This window comes from Pseudomonas sp. 22082 (genome assembly GCF_052046055.1).
Taxonomy (GTDB): domain Bacteria; phylum Pseudomonadota; class Gammaproteobacteria; order Pseudomonadales; family Pseudomonadaceae; genus Aquipseudomonas; species Aquipseudomonas pharyngis.
Window position 1 is genome coordinate 172,018 of sequence record NZ_JBQEQB010000001.1, and the last position, 18,805, is coordinate 190,822.

At 62.2% G+C, this 18,805-nt stretch carries 11 protein-coding genes and 1 pseudogene; 4 read left to right on the top strand and 8 right to left on the bottom strand.

What is annotated here, in order from left to right:
* Positions 1 to 36 precede the first annotated feature (36 nt).
* Positions 37 to 2,031, bottom strand: coding sequence for an alpha-1,4-glucan--maltose-1-phosphate maltosyltransferase (locus ACTJK9_RS00720; protein WP_440811294.1), 1,995 nt, complete (start codon positions 2,029 to 2,031; stop codon positions 37 to 39).
* Between the two features lie 216 nt (positions 2,032 to 2,247).
* Here ACTJK9_RS00720 and ACTJK9_RS00725 point away from each other — a divergent pair, with 216 nt between their 5' ends.
* Complete coding sequence (locus ACTJK9_RS00725; protein ID WP_165369575.1) at positions 2,248 to 2,406, top strand: hypothetical protein; 159 nt, start codon at positions 2,248 to 2,250, stop codon at positions 2,404 to 2,406.
* Here the strand turns inward: ACTJK9_RS00725 and ACTJK9_RS00730 are convergent, their stop codons facing one another.
* On the bottom strand, positions 2,407 to 2,943 hold the full coding sequence (locus ACTJK9_RS00730) for an MgtC/SapB family protein (protein WP_039768121.1): 537 nt from the start codon (positions 2,941 to 2,943) through the stop codon (positions 2,407 to 2,409).
* A 124-nt stretch (positions 2,944 to 3,067) separates the two neighbouring features.
* On the opposite strand from ACTJK9_RS00730, the gene ACTJK9_RS00735 reads away from it, so the two are divergent.
* From ACTJK9_RS00735 to mapR, 3 genes are all read left to right on the top strand, one after another.
* The gene (locus tag ACTJK9_RS00735; protein WP_440811298.1) at positions 3,068 to 3,316 is read left to right on the top strand and encodes a DUF3203 family protein; all 249 of its coding nucleotides are present in this window, start codon (positions 3,068 to 3,070) and stop codon (positions 3,314 to 3,316) included.
* A 195-nt stretch (positions 3,317 to 3,511) separates the two neighbouring features.
* Positions 3,512 to 4,942, top strand: a complete 1,431-nt coding sequence (ccoG, locus tag ACTJK9_RS00740) for a cytochrome c oxidase accessory protein CcoG (protein ID WP_440811300.1) — start codon at positions 3,512 to 3,514, stop codon at positions 4,940 to 4,942.
* 131 nt (positions 4,943 to 5,073) lie between these two features.
* A complete protein-coding gene (mapR, locus tag ACTJK9_RS00745; RefSeq protein ID WP_039772397.1) occupies positions 5,074 to 6,483 on the top strand; it encodes a GntR family transcriptional regulator MpaR in 1,410 nt (469 codons plus the stop codon).
* A gap of 60 nt (positions 6,484 to 6,543) precedes the next feature.
* Here mapR and ACTJK9_RS00750 read toward each other — a convergent pair whose 3' ends face one another.
* From ACTJK9_RS00750 to ACTJK9_RS00775, 6 genes and pseudogenes are all read right to left on the bottom strand, one after another.
* Entirely contained in the window at positions 6,544 to 7,290 is a 747-nt protein-coding gene (locus tag ACTJK9_RS00750; RefSeq protein WP_440811303.1) for an SDR family oxidoreductase, read from the bottom strand.
* An 85-nt stretch (positions 7,291 to 7,375) separates the two neighbouring features.
* A pseudogene (locus ACTJK9_RS00755) lies at positions 7,376 to 9,452 on the bottom strand (putative bifunctional diguanylate cyclase/phosphodiesterase).
* Between the two features lie 303 nt (positions 9,453 to 9,755).
* Positions 9,756 to 11,225 (bottom strand): efflux transporter outer membrane subunit, encoded by a 1,470-nt coding sequence (locus ACTJK9_RS00760; protein ID WP_085611726.1) that lies wholly within the window; start codon positions 11,223 to 11,225, stop codon positions 9,756 to 9,758.
* Positions 11,222 to 14,329, bottom strand: a complete 3,108-nt coding sequence (locus tag ACTJK9_RS00765) for an efflux RND transporter permease subunit (protein ID WP_440811306.1) — start codon at positions 14,327 to 14,329, stop codon at positions 11,222 to 11,224. Before ACTJK9_RS00765 ends, ACTJK9_RS00760 begins: the two co-directional genes overlap by 4 nt.
* Positions 14,326 to 17,430 (bottom strand): MdtB/MuxB family multidrug efflux RND transporter permease subunit, encoded by a 3,105-nt coding sequence (locus ACTJK9_RS00770; RefSeq protein WP_085611728.1) that lies wholly within the window; start codon positions 17,428 to 17,430, stop codon positions 14,326 to 14,328. Before ACTJK9_RS00770 ends, ACTJK9_RS00765 begins: the two co-directional genes overlap by 4 nt.
* Positions 17,427 to 18,734 carry an MdtA/MuxA family multidrug efflux RND transporter periplasmic adaptor subunit gene (locus ACTJK9_RS00775; RefSeq protein ID WP_440811309.1) on the bottom strand — a complete coding sequence of 436 codons (1,308 nt, stop codon included), beginning with the start codon at positions 18,732 to 18,734 and terminating at the stop codon, positions 17,427 to 17,429. Before ACTJK9_RS00775 ends, ACTJK9_RS00770 begins: the two co-directional genes overlap by 4 nt.
* Between the last annotated feature and the right edge of the window lie 71 nt (positions 18,735 to 18,805).

Here is an 18,805-nt window from a genome sequence, read left to right on the forward strand (position 1 = left end):
TTCGCGAGCAGGCTCGCTCCCACAGGGGATCTGTGTTCAGGCAGTGATGCGCCAAATTCCGAACGGCTGATACGCCGGGTCGATCCGCATGAATTGGTACTTGCCGTGCCAGTCCCAGCGATGGCCGTTCATCAGGTCTTCGCCATGGGTGGTGGCATCGTCCGGCAGGCCCATTTCCCACAGCGGCAGCTCGAAATTCGCCTCCTGCACGTTATGTGGATCGAGGCTGACGGCCACCAGAATGAAGTTGCTGCCGTCCGCACTGCGTTTGCCGAAATACAGAATGTTGTCGTTCCAGGCGTTGTAGATCTTCAGGCCCAGGTGACTGTGCAGCGCGGGATTCTGGCGACGGATGCGGTTGAGCTGGGCGATCTCGGCAATGATGTTGCCGGGCTGGTTGAAGTCGCGGACGCGGATCTCGTACTTCTCGGAATCGAGGTATTCCTCCTTGCCCGGCACCGGCGCCGATTCGCACAGCTCGAATCCCGAATACATGCCCCACAGGCCCGAGCCCATGGTCGCCAGCGCCGCGCGGATGAGAAATCCGGGACGTCCCGACTCATGCAGGAACGCCGGATTGATGTCCGGGGTGTTGACGAAGAAGTTGGGCCGGTAGCACTCGCGCCACGGCGACTCATTCAGCTCGCTGAAATAGGTCGCCAGTTCGGTCTTGGTGTTGCGCCAGGTGAAATAGGTGTAGCTCTGGGTGTAACCGACCTTGCCCAGCCGCGCCATCATCGCCGGGGTGGTGAAAGCCTCGGCGAGGAAGATCACTTCCGGGTACAGCGTGCGGACATCGGCGATCAGCCATTGCCAGAACGGCAACGGTTTGGTGTGCGGGTTGTCGACGCGAAAGATCTTCACGCCCTCCTGCACCCAACCGACGACGATGTCGCGCAGCTCGACCCACAGACTCGGAATCGCTTCCGGTGCATAGAAGTCGACGTTGACGATGTCCTGGTATTTCTTCGGCGGGTTCTCCGCGTATTTGATCGTGCCGTCCGGCCGCCAGTTGAACCAGCCCGGATGCTGCTTGAGCCACGGGTGATCCTGGGAACACTGAATGGCGAAATCGAGGGCGATTTCCAGACCATGGTCAGCGGCAGCGGCCACCAGCCGACGGAAGTCCTCACGGGTGCCGAGTTGCGAGTGAATCGCTTCGTGGCCGCCCTCCTCGCTGCCGATCGCATACGGACTGCCGGGATCGTCCGGGCCGGCGGTCAGGGAATTGTTGCGCCCCTTGCGATGGCTGCGACCAATCGGGTGGATCGGCGTGAAATACAACACGTCGAAGCCCATGTCCTGAATCATCGGCAGGCGCGAGTGCACGTCATTGAAGGTGCCGTGGCGGGTGGGATCGTCGGTGATCGAGCGGGGAAACAGTTCGTACCAACTGGCGAATTCCGCCAATTCGCGCTCGACGTCCACCGGGAATTCCGGGCTGAGGCTCAAGTAGGCGCGGTGATCGGCCTCGGCCATCAGGTGCGCACTTCGCGAGTGCAGAAACAACGCGACCTGCTCGGTTTCGAGCAGGCCGGACAATTCGTGGTGCAAGCCGGCCAGTTGTTCGCTGAGCTGACCTTCGCTGCGCTCGGCGGCCTGCTGCACCATGGTGCGTCCCTCTTGCAGCTCGAGGCTGACCGGGACGGCGGCGGTGTGTTTTTTCTCCAGTTCGTACTGAAAACTGGCGAACTGGTCGATCCACGCCTCGATCAGGAACAGATAACGGCCCATGCGCTGCGGCTGAAACACACCGCGCCAGCCATTGTTGCCCTGATCGCTCATGACTTCGGTCTGCCAGGTCTCGTCACCCTCTTCGCGCCAGCGGATGCGCACCGCCAGTTTGTCGTGACCGTCGGCGAACACCTTGCTGGTGACCACGATCTCCCGACCAGCGATTGCCTTGACGGCAAACTGCCCGCCGTCGAGGGTCGGCATGGTGTTTTCAATGACGATGCGCGGCAACAGCAAGGCCTGCGACAGCGGCATGTGCGGGTTGTAGCTCTGTTCGGAAGGTTTTTCAGCAGTCATTGAGCATCTCTCCTTAACGCCCCAAGGACGCTCGTTTGCCTGTTTGGCGGTCACGGTCGGGCCTGGGCCCGGATGAACTCTCTCAGGTTCCGAGCGGCCGTCGCCGGGAAAAGTTCACAGGGATTTGCCGCGCTACAAAATCGGATCGATTTCGCAGTGAAGTGGTCAATCCACTTAAGCACGTCCCACGCCAAGTGCCACACGGAGGTTCACCCGATGACTATTCCGATTCCCGCTGAAACACCCGATCCGAACATCGACAAACCGACCCTGCCCGAAACCGAACCGCAACCGATCCCTGAACAGGAGCCGCCTGGCACCACGCCACCGCCCAAGGAAGAACCGCCGACGACCATGCCGCCGGTAATCGTCTGATCAGCGTAGGTCGTTGTGGTCTTTCTCGATGCGATCCTTCTCGATGTGATCCTTTTCGAAGACCCTGACGATCCGCGGCATGACACTGAATATTCCCAACGCGAGCAACGTACTGAGCACCGCCGTCGCCTCACGGCCCAGACCGGCCGCGACGCCGATGGCGGCGGTCATCCACAAACCGGCGGCGGTGGTCAGGCCCTTGACGTGGCCTTCGTCGCCTTCATGGTTCTTGAGGATGGTGCCGGCGCCGAGAAAGCCGATCCCGGCAATCACCCCTTGCACCACCCGGCTCATGGCATCGGCCTGGGACCCGGACAATTGCGGCACCAGTACAAACAGCGCCGCGCCCAGAGCCACCAGCATGTGCGTTCGCACCCCGGCAGCCTTGCCCTTGTGCTCGCGCTCAAACCCGAGAATCCCGCCCAAGATGGCCGCCATCAACAGGCGCACGGTGATCCGGGTCAGCTGCGATGCATCGCCGATGTCGGCGAATTCCGCTTGCAGTGTTTCCCACACTTCATGCCACCAGGCGTTCATCGTCCAGTCCTTGTTATGAGTTGATAAAGGATGGACAGCGCCGACCATTAATCGGTTGCGTAGAACGATCTGCTAAACCGCGCACCCTAACTGTTGAGATCCCCTGTGAAAAAAGGACAGCCCCATGCCCCTTCGTATCGATGAAAGCAATCCGGAATCGAAAGTCTGTTTTTTCACCGTGGAAAATGGTGAAGAGATTCGGATCTGCGACACGCTGGAAGTAAAGACAGATAGCGAAAAAGCCATGTCGTTCGTCGAGTTGGAAGGACGGCGCATCTACGTCACTGAAGCCGAAGCGGACGCATTGACCGTCGCAGGCGCCCGGGATGGGCGCAAACACCTGAAGGCCGACGACAGTGATTCGGTGATTTGACTGACCTCGATCAACAACCGGCGCAGAGCTCTGGGATAGGCCTCTGCGCTTTGGCCTGCGGGCTGCTTCAAGTTGTCGCAGGCGTGGCAGAACAGCCCATCTGATATGCTTTTTATTGAAATACCTGAGTCTGTTATGCAAACAGATCGGCGCTCATAGTTCCCTGGCCTGATGGAGGCTGATGAGCGAACGACCATGAGCGAACGAATCCCCGTCCGAACCGTAGAAGCATCTCCCCGGATCAAAAAAGTACCGGCGCGCCCAATGAAGGCGAAACACGCCACCAGCGACAACCAGATCTTCACCCGCAGCTTCACCGGCCTGTTCCGCACCTTGCGCATGAGCGGCGCGGGGTTTCTGTTTCTGCTGTTCTTCGGCACGGTATGGCTGAACTGGGGCGGACGTCAGGCGGTGCTCTGGGACCTTTCCGAAAGCAAGTTCCACATCTTTGGCGCGACCTTCTGGCCGCAGGATTTCATTCTGCTCTCGGCGCTGCTGATCATCGCCGCGTTTGGCCTGTTCGCGATTACCGTGTTCGCCGGCCGGGTCTGGTGTGGCTACACCTGTCCGCAGAGTTCGTGGACGTGGATCTTCATGTGGTGCGAGAAGATCACCGAAGGTGAGCGCAACCAGCGCATCAAGCTGCAAGCAGCGCCCTGGAGCCTGAACAAACTGGCGCGGCGTGCGGCCAAGCACACGCTGTGGCTGGCAATCAGCGTGCTGACCGGCCTGACCTTCGTCGGCTACTTCACCCCGATCCGGCCGCTGGCCGAAGAACTGCTGACCCTGCAGATCGGCGGCGTCAGTCTGTTCTGGGTGCTGTTCTTCACCGCCGCCACCTACATCAATGCCGGCTGGCTGCGTGAAGCGGTGTGCATGCACATGTGCCCGTATGCGCGATTCCAGAGCGTGATGTTCGACAAGGACACCCTGACGATTTCCTACGACGCCGCCCGTGGCGAAAACCGGGGCCCGCGCAAACGCGAGATCAAACCGGCCGAGGCCGGCCTCGGTGATTGCATCGACTGCCAGTTGTGCGTGCAGGTCTGCCCGACCGGCATCGACATCCGCGACGGTCTGCAAATGGAATGCATCGGCTGCGCGGCGTGCATCGACGCCTGCGATTCGATCATGGACAAGATGAATTACGCCCGTGGCCTGATTCGCTACACCTCCGAGCGTGAATTGCAGGGTGGCAAGACCCATCTGCTGCGTCCAAGGCTGATCGGCTACGTCGCGGTGCTGGTGGTGATGATCGGCGCCCTCGCCCTGGCGTTGGTCGAACGGCCGATGGTGTCGCTGGACGTGACCAAGGATCGCGGCCTGTTCCGTGAAAACGGCCAGGGCCAGATCGAAAACATCTACACCCTCAAGGTCATCAACAAGACCCAGCAGCGCCAGGATTACAACCTGACGCTGGTGGACGGTGAAGGCTTCCAGCTGCAAGGCAAGACCGAACTGAGCCTGGCGCCGGGCGAGATCGTCGATGTGCCGGTGTCGGTGGCGATGACCTCCGAGCGCCCGGCCAGCAGCTCACAGACCTTGAGCTTCAAGATTGCCGACAGTGATGAGCCGGGGATTTATAGCGTGGCGAAGAGCCGGTTTGTTGCGCCGATGAATCGCTGATCCCTTAGACTGCGGCGCAGCCATTCGCGAGCAGGCTCGCTCCCACAATGATCATGTGTACCTGTGGGAGCCAGCCTGCTGGCGAAAAAACCAGCGCCGATTTTCCAGAACGCCCCGAACGCAGGATCTAGATGAAACGCTACGAAAAATTCGCCGACGACATCGCTGAACTGATCCGCTCCGGCGTCCTCGGCCCCGGTCAGCGGGTGCCGTCGGTGCGCTACGCGAGCCAGACCTACGGGGTCAGCCCGTCCACGGTGTTCCAGGCCTATTACCTGCTGGAACGTCGCGGCCTGATCCGCGCCCGCCCGCGCTCCGGCTACTTCGTCAATACCCACGCCCCGAGCCCGTTCTCGGAGCCGGTGATCAGCAGTCAGGTCAACGAGTCCACCAAGGTCGACGTCAGCGAACTGGTGTTCTCGGTACTGGAATCGATCAAAGACCCGAGCACCGTGCCGTTCGGCTCGGCGTTCCCCAGCCCGACCCTGTTCCCGCTGCAACGCCTGTCCCGCTCACTGGCCAGCGCCGCCCGGGAGATGGACCCGCGCATGGTGGTCACCGACATGTCGCCGGGCAACCCGCAACTGCGGCGGCAGATCGCCCTGCGCTACATGGTCGGCGGCCTGATGCTGCCGATGGAAGAACTGCTGATCACCAACGGCGCACTCGAAGCGCTGAACCTGTGCCTGCAAGCCGTGACCGAGCCCGGTGATCTGGTGGCCATCGAAGCCCCGGCGTTTTACGCCAGCCTGCAAGTACTGGAACGGCTGAAGCTCAAAGCCGTGGAAATCCCCGTGCACCCGCGCGACGGCATCGACCTCGGCGTGCTCGCCCAGACACTGGAACGACACCCGATCAAGGCCTGCTGGTGCATGACCAGTTTCCAGAACCCGATGGGCGCGACCATGCCCGAGGCCAAGAAACAGGAACTGGTGGAACTGCTGAAACAGCATCAAGTGCCATTGATCGAAGACGACGTCTACGCCGAACTCTATTACGGCCAGCAGGCGCCGAAACCGGCCAAGGCCTTCGACACCGAAGGGCTGGTGATGCACTGCGGCTCCTTCGCCAAGAGCCTGGCTCCCGGCTACCGCATCGGCTGGGTCGCCGCCGGCCGCTACGCGCAAAAGATCGAACGACTGAAACTGATGACCTCGCTGTGCGCCTCGATGCCCGCGCAAGCCGCCATCGCCGACTACCTGCAACACGGCGGCTACGACCGTCACCTGCGCAAACTGCGCTACGCCCTGGAAGAACAGCAAAGCGCCATGCTCGCGGCTATCGCCCGCTACTTCCCGGCACAGACACGCGTGAGCCAACCCGCCGGCGGTTATTTTCTGTGGCTGGAACTGCCACCGCAGATGGATTCGTTGAAGTTGTTTCAGATGGCGTTGGCGCAGGGGATCAGCATCGCGCCGGGGCCGATCTTTTCGCCGACCCAGCGCTTCAGGAATTGCATTCGATTGAACTACGGCAGCCCGTGGACCGAGGATGCGGAGAAGGCGATGGAGACGCTGGGGCGGATTGTGCGGTCGTTCTGACGTTCCCATGCAACCACGATGATCGTTCCCACGCTCTGCGTGGGAACGATCATTGGAGGCTTAGCGCCCGCCGCCGAGATCGACAAAAGTCCCGGTGGCATACGAAGCCTTGTCCGACAGCAACCAGACAATCGCCTCCGCCACCTCATCCGGCCGTCCGCCCCGGGCCATCGGAATGGCCGACTCCAGCTTGCTGACCCGATCCGGGTCGCCGCTCAAGGCGTGGAAGTCGGTATAGATGTAACCCGGACGCACCGCGTTGACCCGAATCCCCTCGCCTGCCACTTCCTTGGACAGCCCGATGGTGAACGTGTCGAGCGCGCCTTTGGACGCCGCGTAATCGACATACTCATTCGGCGAGCCCAGCCGCGCGGCGACCGAGGAGACGTTGACGATGCTGCCACCCTGCCCGCCGTGTTTGGGCGACATGCGCAGGATCGCGTGCTTGGCGCAGAGGATCGGCGCCAGCACGTTGGTTTTCATGATTTTGAGGATGCGGAATTCGGACATCTCGTCGACTCGCGACTTGTGCCCGACGGTGCCGGCGTTGTTCACCAGGGCGGTGACGCGGCCCAGTTCGCTGTCCACCCGGTTGAACAGCGCGATCACTTCGTCTTCGATACTGACGTCGGCGCGCACGGCGATGGCCGTGGCGCCGCGTTCGCGGACCTGTTCGAGCACGTGGTGAGCGGCCTGTTCGTCGGTCTGGTAATTGATGCAGATCCGATAGCCTTGCTCAGCAGCCAACAGCGCGGCGGCGGCGCCGATTCCACGACCACCGCCGGTGATCACAATGACTTTATCCATGCTGGCCTTTCCCCCGATGCACACGTAACAGTCGGGGCAAGAATAACCGTCATTGCAGGGTTTTGCATGACCTGCGATTAGCGGCTCAGCTCACCGCCAATGGTTTGCCGCGCACGATGTCCTGCAGGAAGCGATCCGCCGGCATCGGATGACCGAGCAGATAACCTTGCAGTGAATCGCAGCCCAGTTGCGTCAGGAAATCCTGCTGCGAATCGGTTTCCACGCCTTCAGCCACGATGCGCAGCCCCAGCGCCTGACCGAGGGCGACGATCGCCGAGACGATGGCCGCGTCATCGCTGTCGTGTTCCAGATCGCGGACGAAACCGCGATCGATTTTCAACTCGTTGGCCGGCAGACGCTTGAGGTACATCAGACTCGAGTAGCCAGTGCCGAAGTCGTCGATGGACAGGTCGACGCCCATGTCGGACAGTTCCTGCAACACCGTCATGCTCGCATCGGCGTCACTCATGGCGGTGGTTTCGGTGATTTCCAGGGTCAGGCTGTTGGCCGGTAAATGGTGGGTGGCCAANGGCCACGCTGCTTACCAGCCCTGCATGGCAGAACTGCAACGCCGACAGGTTCACCGCAATTCGCCAGTCGGTGTAGCCCAGTACGTACCACTCGCGCATCTGCCGGCAGGCCTCATTGAGCACCCACTCGCCAATCGGAATGATCAGGCCGGTCTTCTCCGCCAGATCGATGAACTTGTCCGGCATCAGCATGCCCTGGGTCGGGTGCTCCCAGCGCAACAAGGCTTCGGCACCGACCGGACGACCGTCGGCCGCATGGAATTTGGGTTGGTAATGCAGGCTGAACTCGCCATGCTCCAGCGCCGCCCGCAAGTCCTGCAGCAATTGCAGTTGCTTGCGCGCGTTGCTGTTCATCGAAACGTCGAAGAAGCTGTAGCCGTTCTTGCCGCCGCCCTTGGCGTGGTACATCGCGGCGTCAGCGTTCATCAGCAGTTCCTGGGCGCTCTCCCCGTTGCCGGGGTACAGGGCAATGCCGACGCTGGCGGAAATCTGCAACTCATGCTCGGCGACCCGGAACGACCGGGCGATCAAGCCGACCTGACGCGCCGCCAGACCCAGTGCATCGTTGGGTTCGGTCAGGCGCACCAGCAGGACAAATTCGTCGCCGCCGATCCGCGCCAGTGTGTCGAGGCTGCGCAAGTCTTCGCGCAGACGCACCGCCACTTCGCGCAGCAACTGGTCGCCCATGTGGTGACCGAAAGCGTCGTTGACCGGTTTGAAGCCGTCCAGATCGATGAACATCAAAGCAAAACAGCCGCCCTGCTCGTTGACCTTTTTCATCGCCTGATTGATCCGGTCGTCCAGCAACATGCGGTTCGGCAGGCCGGTCAGGGTGTCGTGCAGCGCCAGTTGGGTGAGTTCGCGGTTGGCCACGGTCAATGAATGGGCCAGATCAGCCGTGCGGGCTTCCAGGCGCGCGTCGAGAATCGAGGTCAGCAGCGCGATGGCCAGCACCGCCAGCGTGGTGATCAGCACCAGATTGTCGAGGCCGTTGCCGTTCAGGCCGCTGAGTGCCGCACCGCAGAAACTGCCGTCGGGAAACCGCGCCGCCGCCATGCCGGTGTAGTGCATGCCGACAATCGCCACGCCCATGACAATCGCCGCCCCGGCACGGAACAGCCGCACGTAAGGCGAGTGCTGACGCAGGCGAAAGGCAATCCACAGCGCAGCCGCCGACGCCCCTACGGCAATCAGCAGCGAAGCGCCGAACAGTGTCGGATCGTAGTCGATGCCCGGCTGCATGCGCATCGCGGCCATGCCGGTGTAATGCATGGCGCTGATGCCGGCGCCCATGATCAACGCGCCAAAGGCCAGTTGCCAGGCCGGCAGTTTCGGCTGACTGACCAGCCACAGGGCAAAACCGCAGGACAACACGGCGATCAGCAATGAGAGCGCGGTGATCGAAATGTCGTAACCGAGGCTGATCGGCAGCTTGAACGCCAGCATGCCAATGAAGTGCATCGACCAGACGCCGATGCCCATGGCAAACGCCCCGCCTGCCGTCCATAAATGCACGGCGCGGCCCTTGGCAGTGGCAATGCGCCCGGTGAGATCGAGCGCGGTGTAGGAAGCGAGGATCGCCACACACAGCGAAATGAAAACCAGCGTGAAGGAGTAGCTACCGATGAGCATGGGAATTCTCGTGACCACCCCGCCGTACTGCGTCCGTTCTCAGCGGGGCCAAAGGCGCCGATTGTACTGATTGCGCAGAAGAATTCACTGACAAAGTAATCAAATGGCCATCAAGCCGATGAAACGCTTGTTTGATCGTCTGACAAGGTTCTAGTCCGGTGGCCAGGACACAGAACAGATCGTTCCCACGCTCTGCGTGGGAATGCCTCAACGGACGCTCTGCGTCCTGCCGTGGAAGGGACGCGGAGCGTCCCGGGCTGCATTCCCACGCGGACGCTTCGACGTGGGAACGATCAGGCTACCTCAAGGGTTCTGAGTGGTTTCCAACTGCCCATCCCAACCACCGCCCAGCGCCGCAATCAACTGCACGCTGGCGATCAAACGGCTCTGCAACACGTTCAACACACTGCGCTCGTTGCTCAAAGCCGTCGCCTGCACCGTCACCACATCGAGATAAGCAATCACCCCGGCCTTGTACTGGTTTTCGGTCAGGCGCAACGAATCCCGTGCTGCATCGAGGGCTTCCTGGCGCACGACCGCTTCGTCTTCGTACACCTTCAACTGCACCAGATAGTTTTCCACCTCGCGGAAACCGTCGAGCACGGTCTGGCGGTATTTGGCCACGGTCTGGTCGTACACGGCTTCGGTGCGGTCGACTTCGGCAGAACGGATGCCGCCGTCAAACAGCGGCAGGGTCATTTTCGGCCCTACCGACCAGAAGCGGTTCGGCAGGCTGATCAGGTTCTGCGAGGTACTGCTGCTGTAGCCGCCGCTCATGCTCAGGCTGAAGTCGGGGTAATACGCGGCCTTGGCCACGCCGATGTTGGCGTTGGCGGCGATCACCGAGCGCTCGGCCGAGGCGATGTCCGGGCGGCGTTCGAGCAATTGCGACGGCAGGCTCAGCGGAATCTGCGGGAGCTTGGGAATGTCCTGGGATTCGGCAATGTTGAATTCGGCGGGGGGCTGGCCGGTCAGTACCGCGATGGCGTTTTCGAACTGCGCCCGTTGCCAGATCAGGTCCACCAGATCACCCTGAGTGGTTTTCAGCTGGGTCTGCGCCTGCGCCACCGCGTCCCGCCCGGAAACCCCGGCGTTGTACTGGTTCATGGTCATTTTCAGCGAGCGCTCGTAAGCGGCCACTGTCGATTCGAGGAGGCGTTTCTGCTGATCGATCACCCGCAATTGCAGGTAGTTCTGCACCAGCTCGGATTGCTGGCTCAAACGCATCGCCGCCAGATCGGCATAGCTCGCCTGAGCGCTGGCCTCATTGGCTTCCAGGCCACGGCGCAATTTGCCCCAAACATCGGCTTCCCAGCTCACGCCCAGTTGCGCACTGTAAGTGTCACGAATACCGCTGGAGGAACTGCTCAGGCTTGAACTGCTGCTGCCGGTGCCCTGGCTGGAGCGGGTCTTGCCGGCACTCAGATCAATACTCGGATAAAACGCGCCGCGCGCGCTGCGCACCAAGGCCCGGGCCTGACGGTACTGTGCCTCGGACTGGGCGACGGTCTGGTTGGAGCTGTTGAGTTTCTCGATCAGCTGGTTGAGCTGACGGTCGCCATACAGCTCCCACCACGCGCCGCGCGCCAGGGAATCGCTCGGGTTGGCCTGACGCCAGCCTTCGGCTTCCTTGTACTGGGCGATTTCGGCGGTCTGCGGGCGCTGGTAGTCCGGGCCGACGGCGCAGGCACTGAGCATCGCCACGCACAGAGACAGGCTCAGCAGGCGCGAGCCGCGGACAGTGGCCAGATTGATAAGCGAACGGTCAGTCATAGCGGAGTTTCCAGAGCGGCATCGGTGCGCACGCCACGCCATTTGTTGAAACGATGGCGCAACTTGTCGAGATAGAGGTAAACCACAGGCGTGGTGTAAAGGGTCAGCACCTGGCTGAAAATCAGCCCGCCGATGATGGTCAGGCCCAGCGGCTGGCGCATTTCCGCGCCTTCGGCCCGGCTGAGCAGCAACGGCAAGGCGCCGAGGATCGCCGCCAGCGTGGTCATCAGGATCGGCCGCAAGCGTTGCAGACAGGCGCTGCGGATCGACTCCAGCGGCGCCATGCCCTGATGACGCTCCAGTTGCAGCGCCAGGTCGATCATCAGGATCGCGTTCTTCTTCACCACGCCGATCAGCAGGAACAATCCGAGCAGCGAGATCAGGCTGAACTCGCCGCCCAGCACATAGATCGACAGCAAGGCACCGACCCCGGCCGAAGGCAGCGTCGACAGAATCGTCAGCGGGTGAATGTAGCTTTCATACAGCACGCCCAGCACCAGATACACCGCCAGCAGCGCACCGAGGATCATGAACGGCTGGCTCTTCTGGGTAGCGGCGAAGGCATCGGCGGTGCCGGCCATTTTCACGATCACGTCTTCCGGCAGACCGAGCTTGGCAATCGCCCGTTCGATGGCGGCACTGCCCTGCTCCACCGTCACGCCTTCGGCCATGTCGAAGGAAATGCTCTCGGAAGCAAACTGGCCTTCGTGGCTGACCCGGTCGTCTTCCAGGCTGTTTTCATAATGAGCGAAAGTCGACAGCGGAATCCGCGCGCCGTCGGCGGTGATCACCTGGACCTGCTTGAGCGTCACCGGGTCCTGGGCGTATTTCGGATTGACCTCCATCACCACCTGATACTGGTTGAGGCTGTCGTAGATCGTTGAGATCTGCCGCTGGCTGTAGGCGTTGTTAAGCACCGCTGTGACCATTTCCATGTCCACGCCCAGGCGTTTGGCCTGATCGCGGTCGACGATCAATGTCACCTGCTGCGCACCCGCGCCTTCGCGTGCATCGATGGCGGTCAGCTCGGGCAAGGCCCGCAGCGCGGTGACCACTTTCGGGTACCACTCGCGCAGCTCACCCAGATCACCGCTTTGCAGAATGTAGCTGTACTGCGAAGTGGTCTGCTCGCGGCCGCCGCCAAATTGCAGGTCCTGGTCGGCCATCAGCATCAACTGCGCACCGGCCACCTTGGGCATTTCCTTGCGCAGGCGCTCGATGACTTTCTGCGCCGAGATATTGCGCTCCTTGATCGGTTTCAGGCGCACCAGCATGAAGGCGTTGTTGGTGCCGTTGGTGCCACCAATGAACCCGGCCACACTCTCGACCGCTTCGTCCTTGAGCACGGCGCGGCGGAAGACTTCCATTTTCGGCTGCATCACGCTGAACGACAGACCGTCGTCACCGCGCACGAAACCGATCAACTGGCCGGTGTCCTGCTGCGGCATGAAGGTTTTCGGCACGACCACGTACAGGGCAACGTTCACCCCGACGGTGATGATCAGGCTCAGCAAGGTCAGGCGCCGATGACGCAACACCCAATCGAGGCTGGTGGCGTATTTGCCGACCATCCAGTCGTTGGTGCGGCGGCTCCAGCGTTGCAGGCGGTTTTCCTCGCCCGGCGTATGGGGTTTGAGCCAGCGGGCGCAGAGCATCGGGGTCAGCGTCAGAGAAACCACCAGCGACACCACAATGGACGCGGCCAGGGTGATGGAAAACTCGCGGAACAGGCTTTCGATGATCCCGCCCATGAACAGGATCGACAGGAACACCGCCACCAGCGAGACGTTCATCGACAGCAAGGTAAACCCGACTTCCTTGGCCCCGAGGTACGCGGCCTTCATCGGTTTGACACCTTCGTCGATGTGCCGGGAAATGTTCTCCAGCACCACGATGGCGTCGTCCACCACCAGCCCGGTGGCGAGAATCAGCGCCATCAGCGACAGGTTGTTCAGCGAGAATCCGTAGAGGTACATCACCGCAAAGGTGCCGACCAGCGACACCGGCACCGCCAACGTCGGAATCAGGGACGCGCGGAAGTTACCGAGAAACAGGAACACCACCAGAATCACCAGCGCCACGGCGATCAGCAGGGTCATTTCCGCTTCGTGCAGGGTGGCCTTGATCACCGGCGAACGGTCCATCGCCAGGTTCAGTTTGACGCTGGCCGGCAGCACCGCCTGCAACGCCGGCAGCTGCGCCTTGATCTCGTTGACCGTCTCGATGATGTTGGCGCCGGCCTGGCGGTTGATCACCAGCAACACCGCCGCGTCATCGTTGAAGAAACCGCTGTTGTAGCGGTCTTCGACGCCGTCGCTGACCTTGGCCACGTCCTTCAGACGCAGGGCCGCCCCGCCGTTGTAGTGGATGATCAGCGATTCGTAATCCTTGGCTTTCTCCAACTGGTCGTTGGCCTGGATCTGCCACAGCCGCTGGTCGTCTTCGACCGAGCCCTTGGGCCGGCGCACATTGGCTTCGGCGATGGTCTTGCGCACATCGTCGAGCGCCACGCCGTACTGGTTCAGCGCCTGGGGTTCGAGCTCAATGCGCACCGCCGGCAAAGAGCTGCCGCCGATCTGCACTTCACCGACGCCCTGCACCTGGGACAGGCTCTGGGACAGGATGGTCGAGGCCAGGTCGTAAAGTTGACCTTTCTCCAGCACGTCCGAGGTCAGCGACAGCACCATGATCGGAGCCTGCGACGGGTTGACCTTCTTATAGGTCGGCATACTGCGCATCCCGCTCGGCAGCAGGTTGCGCGAGGCATTGATCGCCGCCTGCACTTCCCGCGCCGCGCCGTTGATATCGCGGTCGAGGTCGAATTGCAGAATCACCCGGGTCGAGCCCTGGCTGGAGCGGCTGCTCATGGTGTTGACGCCGGCGATGGCGCCGAACGAGCGCTCCAGCGGCGTGGCCACGGTAGACGCCATGACTTCCGGACTGGCGCCGGGCAGGCTCGCCTGCACCACGATCACCGGAAAGTCCATTTGCGGCAGCGGCGACACCGGCAGCAGGCCGAAGCTCACACCGCCCAGCAGCATGATCGCTAATGAAAGCAGCATGGTTGCCACGGGGCGTTTGATGAAAGGACCGGACAGGTTCATGACTGTTCCACCGGCTCCACGGCCGAAGGAGCACGGCCCCAGCGCCGGCCGAGACGATCGAAGTACAGGTAGATCACCGGGGTGGTGAACAGCGTCAGCACCTGACTCACCAGCAACCCGCCGACCATCACCAGACCCAGCGGTTGACGCAATTCAGCGCCGGAACCGGTGGCCAGCATCAACGGCACCGCGCCGAACAGCGCCGCCAGCGTCGTCATCAGAATCGGCCGGAAGCGTAACAGCGCCGCCTGATAGATCGCCTGCTCAGGCGCCATGCCCTGGGTCCGTTCGGCGTCGAGGGCGAAGTCGATCATCATGATCGCGTTCTTCTTCACGATACCGATCAGCAGGATGATGCCGATGATCGCGATCATCCCCAGATCATTGCCACTGAGCAGCAATGCCAGCAAGGCCCCGACCGCCGCCGACGGCAAGGTCGACAGAATGGTGATCGGGTGAATGTAGCTCTCGTAGAGCACGCCGAGCACGATGTACATGGTCACTACCGCCGCCAGAATCAGCAGCAAGGTGCTCGACAACGACGCCTGGAACGCTTCGGCGGCGCCCTGGAACTGGGTCTGCACGCCGATCGGCATGCCGATGTCCTTTTGCACCTGCTCGATGATGTCCACCGCATGCCCCAGCGCCACGCCCGGTGCGAGGTTGAATGACATCATCACCGCCGGGAACTGGCCGATGTGGGTGATCGCCAGTTGCGCCTGCCGTTCCTCGACGTGGGCCAGACTCGACAACCGCACCTGCCCGCCATCGGTGGTCTTGACGTGAATCTGATCCAGCGCCTGCGGGCCGATCTTCTCTCCGGCCTGAGCCTGCAGCACCACGCGGTACTGGCTGGCCTGGGTGTAGATGGTCGAAATCTGCCGCTGGCCGAACGCGTCATACAGCGCATCGGTGATATTCGAGACCGACACGCCCAGCCGTGAAGCGGCGTCGCGGTCGATCACCAGGAACACCTGCAAACCCTTGTCCTGCAAGTCGCTGGCGACGTCGGTCAGTTCCGGCCGCTGGGCCAGAGCCTCGACCAGACGGCCGCTCCACTGACTGAGCAATTCGGAATCCGGCGACGACATGCTGAACTGATACTGGGTACGGCTGACGCGGTCTTCGATGGTCAAATCCTGCACCGGCTGCATGAACAGGCGGATGCCGACAAGCTTGTCCAACTGCGGTTGCAGGCGGGCAATCACTTCGGTAGCGGTCAGATCACGCTGGCCATGGGGTTTGAGGTTGATCAGCAGCCGGCCGCTGTTGAGCGTGGCGTTGTCACCGTCGACGCCGATGTAGGACGACAGGCTTTCCACCGCCGGATCTTCCAGAATCACCTTGGCCAGCGCCTGCTGACGCTCGCCCATCGCCGCGAAAGAAATCGACTGCGGTGCTTCGGAAATGCCCTGGATCACCCCGGTGTCCTGCACCGGGAAGAAGCCCTTGGGCACCACCAAATAAAGGAACACGGTGAGGGCCAGCGTGCCGATGGCCACCAGCAGGGTCAGCGGCTGGTGCTTGAGCACCCACTGCAACTTGCGCCCGTAAGCGGCGATCATCCAGTCGATGAACGCACCGCTGGCGCGGTAGAAACGGCCCTGCTCATGGGCTTGCGGCTCACGCTTGAGCAGACGCGCGCACATCATCGGCGTCAGGGTCAGCGAGACCACCAGGGAAATCAGGATCGCCACCGCCAGGGTGATGGCGAATTCGCGGAACAAACGCCCCACCACGTCGGCCATGAACAGCAGCGGAATCAGTACCGCGATCAGCGACAGGGTCAGGGAAATCAGGGTGAAACCGATCTGCTTCGCGCCCTTGAGCGCGGCCTGCATCGGACTGTCGCCCTCCTCGATGAAACGCGCGATGTTCTCCAGCATCACGATCGCATCGTCGACCACGAAACCGGTGGCGATGGTCAGTGCCATCAGCGTCAGGTTGTTGACCGAGAAGCCGGCGAGGTACATCACGCCGAACGTACCGATCAGCGACAGCGGCACGGCCACCGACGGAATGATGGTCGCACTGGCACGCCGCAGGAACAGGAACGTCACCATCACCACCAGCGCGATGGCGATCAGCAATTCGTGTTGCACGTCGGTGACGGAAGCGCGGATGGTCTGGGTGCGGTCGGTCAGCACGACCACGTCGAGACCGGCCGGCAGGTTATCGGTGATGCTCGGCAGCAGCGCCTTGATCCGGTCGACCACCTCGATCACGTTGGCCCCCGGTTGACGCTGGATGTTCAGCAGAACGGCCTGATTCTGGTTGGCCCACGCCGCCAGACGCTCGTTCTCGGCGCCGTCGACAATCTGCGCGACATCCTTGAGCCGCAGCGGCGCGCCGTTGGCGTAGGCCAGAATCAGATTGGCGTAATCCTTGGGCGATGTCAGTTGGTCGTTGGCGTCGAGCATCGACACCCGGGTCGGGCCGTCGAAGTTGCCCTTGGGTTGGTTGACGTTGGACGCACTGATCAGCGTGCGCACGTCCGACAGGTTCAGGCCGTTGGCCGCGAGGGCCTCAGGGTTGACCTTGATCCGTACCGCCTGACGCTGACCGCCGGCAATGCTGACCATGCCGACACCGCTGATCTGGGCAATCTTCTGCGCCATCCGCGTGTCGACCAGATCATTGAGCTTGGGCAGCAGCATGGTTTTCGAGGTGATGGCCAAAGTCAGCACCGGGGTGTCCGCCGGGTTGACCTTGTTGTACACCGGCGGCGCCGGCAAGTCGGTCGGCAACAGGTTGGTCGCGGCGTTGATCGCGGCCTGCACCTGCTGTTCGGCGACGTCCATGTTGATGTCGAGGCTGAACCGCAAGGTCAGCACCGACGCGCCGCCGGAACTGGTCGAGGCCATTTGCGTGAGGCCCGGCATCTGCCCGAACTGACGCTCCAGCGGCGCGGTGACGGCACTGGTCATGACGTCCGGGCTGGCGCCCGGATACAAAGTCATGACCCGGATGGTCGGGTAATCGACCTGCGGCAAGGCCGAAACCGGCAGCAGGCGATAGGCGATCAGACCGGCCAGCACGATGGCCAGCATGCTCAGCGTGGTGGCGACCGGGCGGAGGATGAACAGACGCGAAATGTTCATGCGCCCTTCTTGGCCTTGTCGGTGACGGTGGCGTCAGGCGCGGTGGCGGCGGACTTGCCTTGCAGGTGTTCGGTCGGGGTGGTCGGCACGTCCTTGCTGTCGTTGACCACTTCCACTTCACTGCCTTCCTTCAGACGGTCGGTGCCTTCCAGCACCACCCGGTCGCCGGCGGCAAGACCTTCGGTGACTACCGTGTTTTCGCCGTCGCTGGCACCGATCTTCAACTGGCGGATGGTGACTTTCTTGTCGCCGTCCAGCGCGTAAACGAAGGTGCCATTGGTGCCGAACTGAATGGCGGCCGATGGAGCCAGCACCACACCTTTCAAGGTGTCAGCCAGCAGGTGAACGTTGACGAACTGGTTGGGGAACAGCGACTGATCGCGGTTCTCGTAGCGCGCCTTGAATTTCAGGGTACCGGTGGTCACGTCGATCTGGTTGTCGAGGCTTTGCAGCACACCGGTGGCCTGCAGTTTGGTGTCGCCACGATCCCAGGCCTCCGCCGGCAGTTTGGCGCCGCTGCGGTAGCGGGCGAGCACGGTTTCCAGGCTGTTTTCCGGCAGGGTGAAAGCCACGCTGATCGGTTGGGTCTGGGTGATGACCGCCAGGGAGGTCGTGTCGTTGGCCGCCACGAGGTTGCCGACGTCGAGCTGACGCAGGCCGACGCGACCGGCAATCGGTGCACGGATCTTGGTGAATTCGAGATTGAGCTTGGCGTCGTTGACCGCCGCCTGATTGGTTTTCACGGTGCCGAGATACTGGCCGACCAGGGCTTCGGCGGTGTCCAGCGTCTGCTTGGCGATGCTGTCTTCCTTGTACAGGCCGCGATAGCGCTCGACATCGACCTGAGCGTTTTTCAACTGCGCCTGATTCTGCAGCAAGGTGCCTTCAGCCTGGAGCAAGGCGTTCTGGTACGGACGCGGGTCGATCTCCGCCAGCAGGTCGCCGGCCTTGACCATTTGCCCTTCCTCGAAATAAATCTTCACCAGTTCGCCGCCGACCCGGCTGCGCACATTGATGGTGTTGAGCGCCGTCACCGTGCCCAGGGCCTTGTAGTACAGCGGGAAGTCCCCGGTGACCGCCGGCGCCACGCGTACCGGAATCGGCCCCGCCGCCCCTCCGCAGCCCGGACGCATCATCCCCGAACGGCCGGTATGGCCGGCCTGCGCCTTCTCGCCGCCCTCCTTGTGGGCCGAACCGGCGGGCCAGAATTTCCAGCACAGACCGGCAATGACCAGCAGGACAAGCAGGCTCAGCAGCCAGCGACGGGAGTTACGGGAGGAGGATTGCATGGAGTGATTAACCATTGGGCGCGTGGGCTTCTTTTACGGGAGGCTGAACGATAAGCACTGGCCGGGATTTAGCAAAGCAGCTTTAC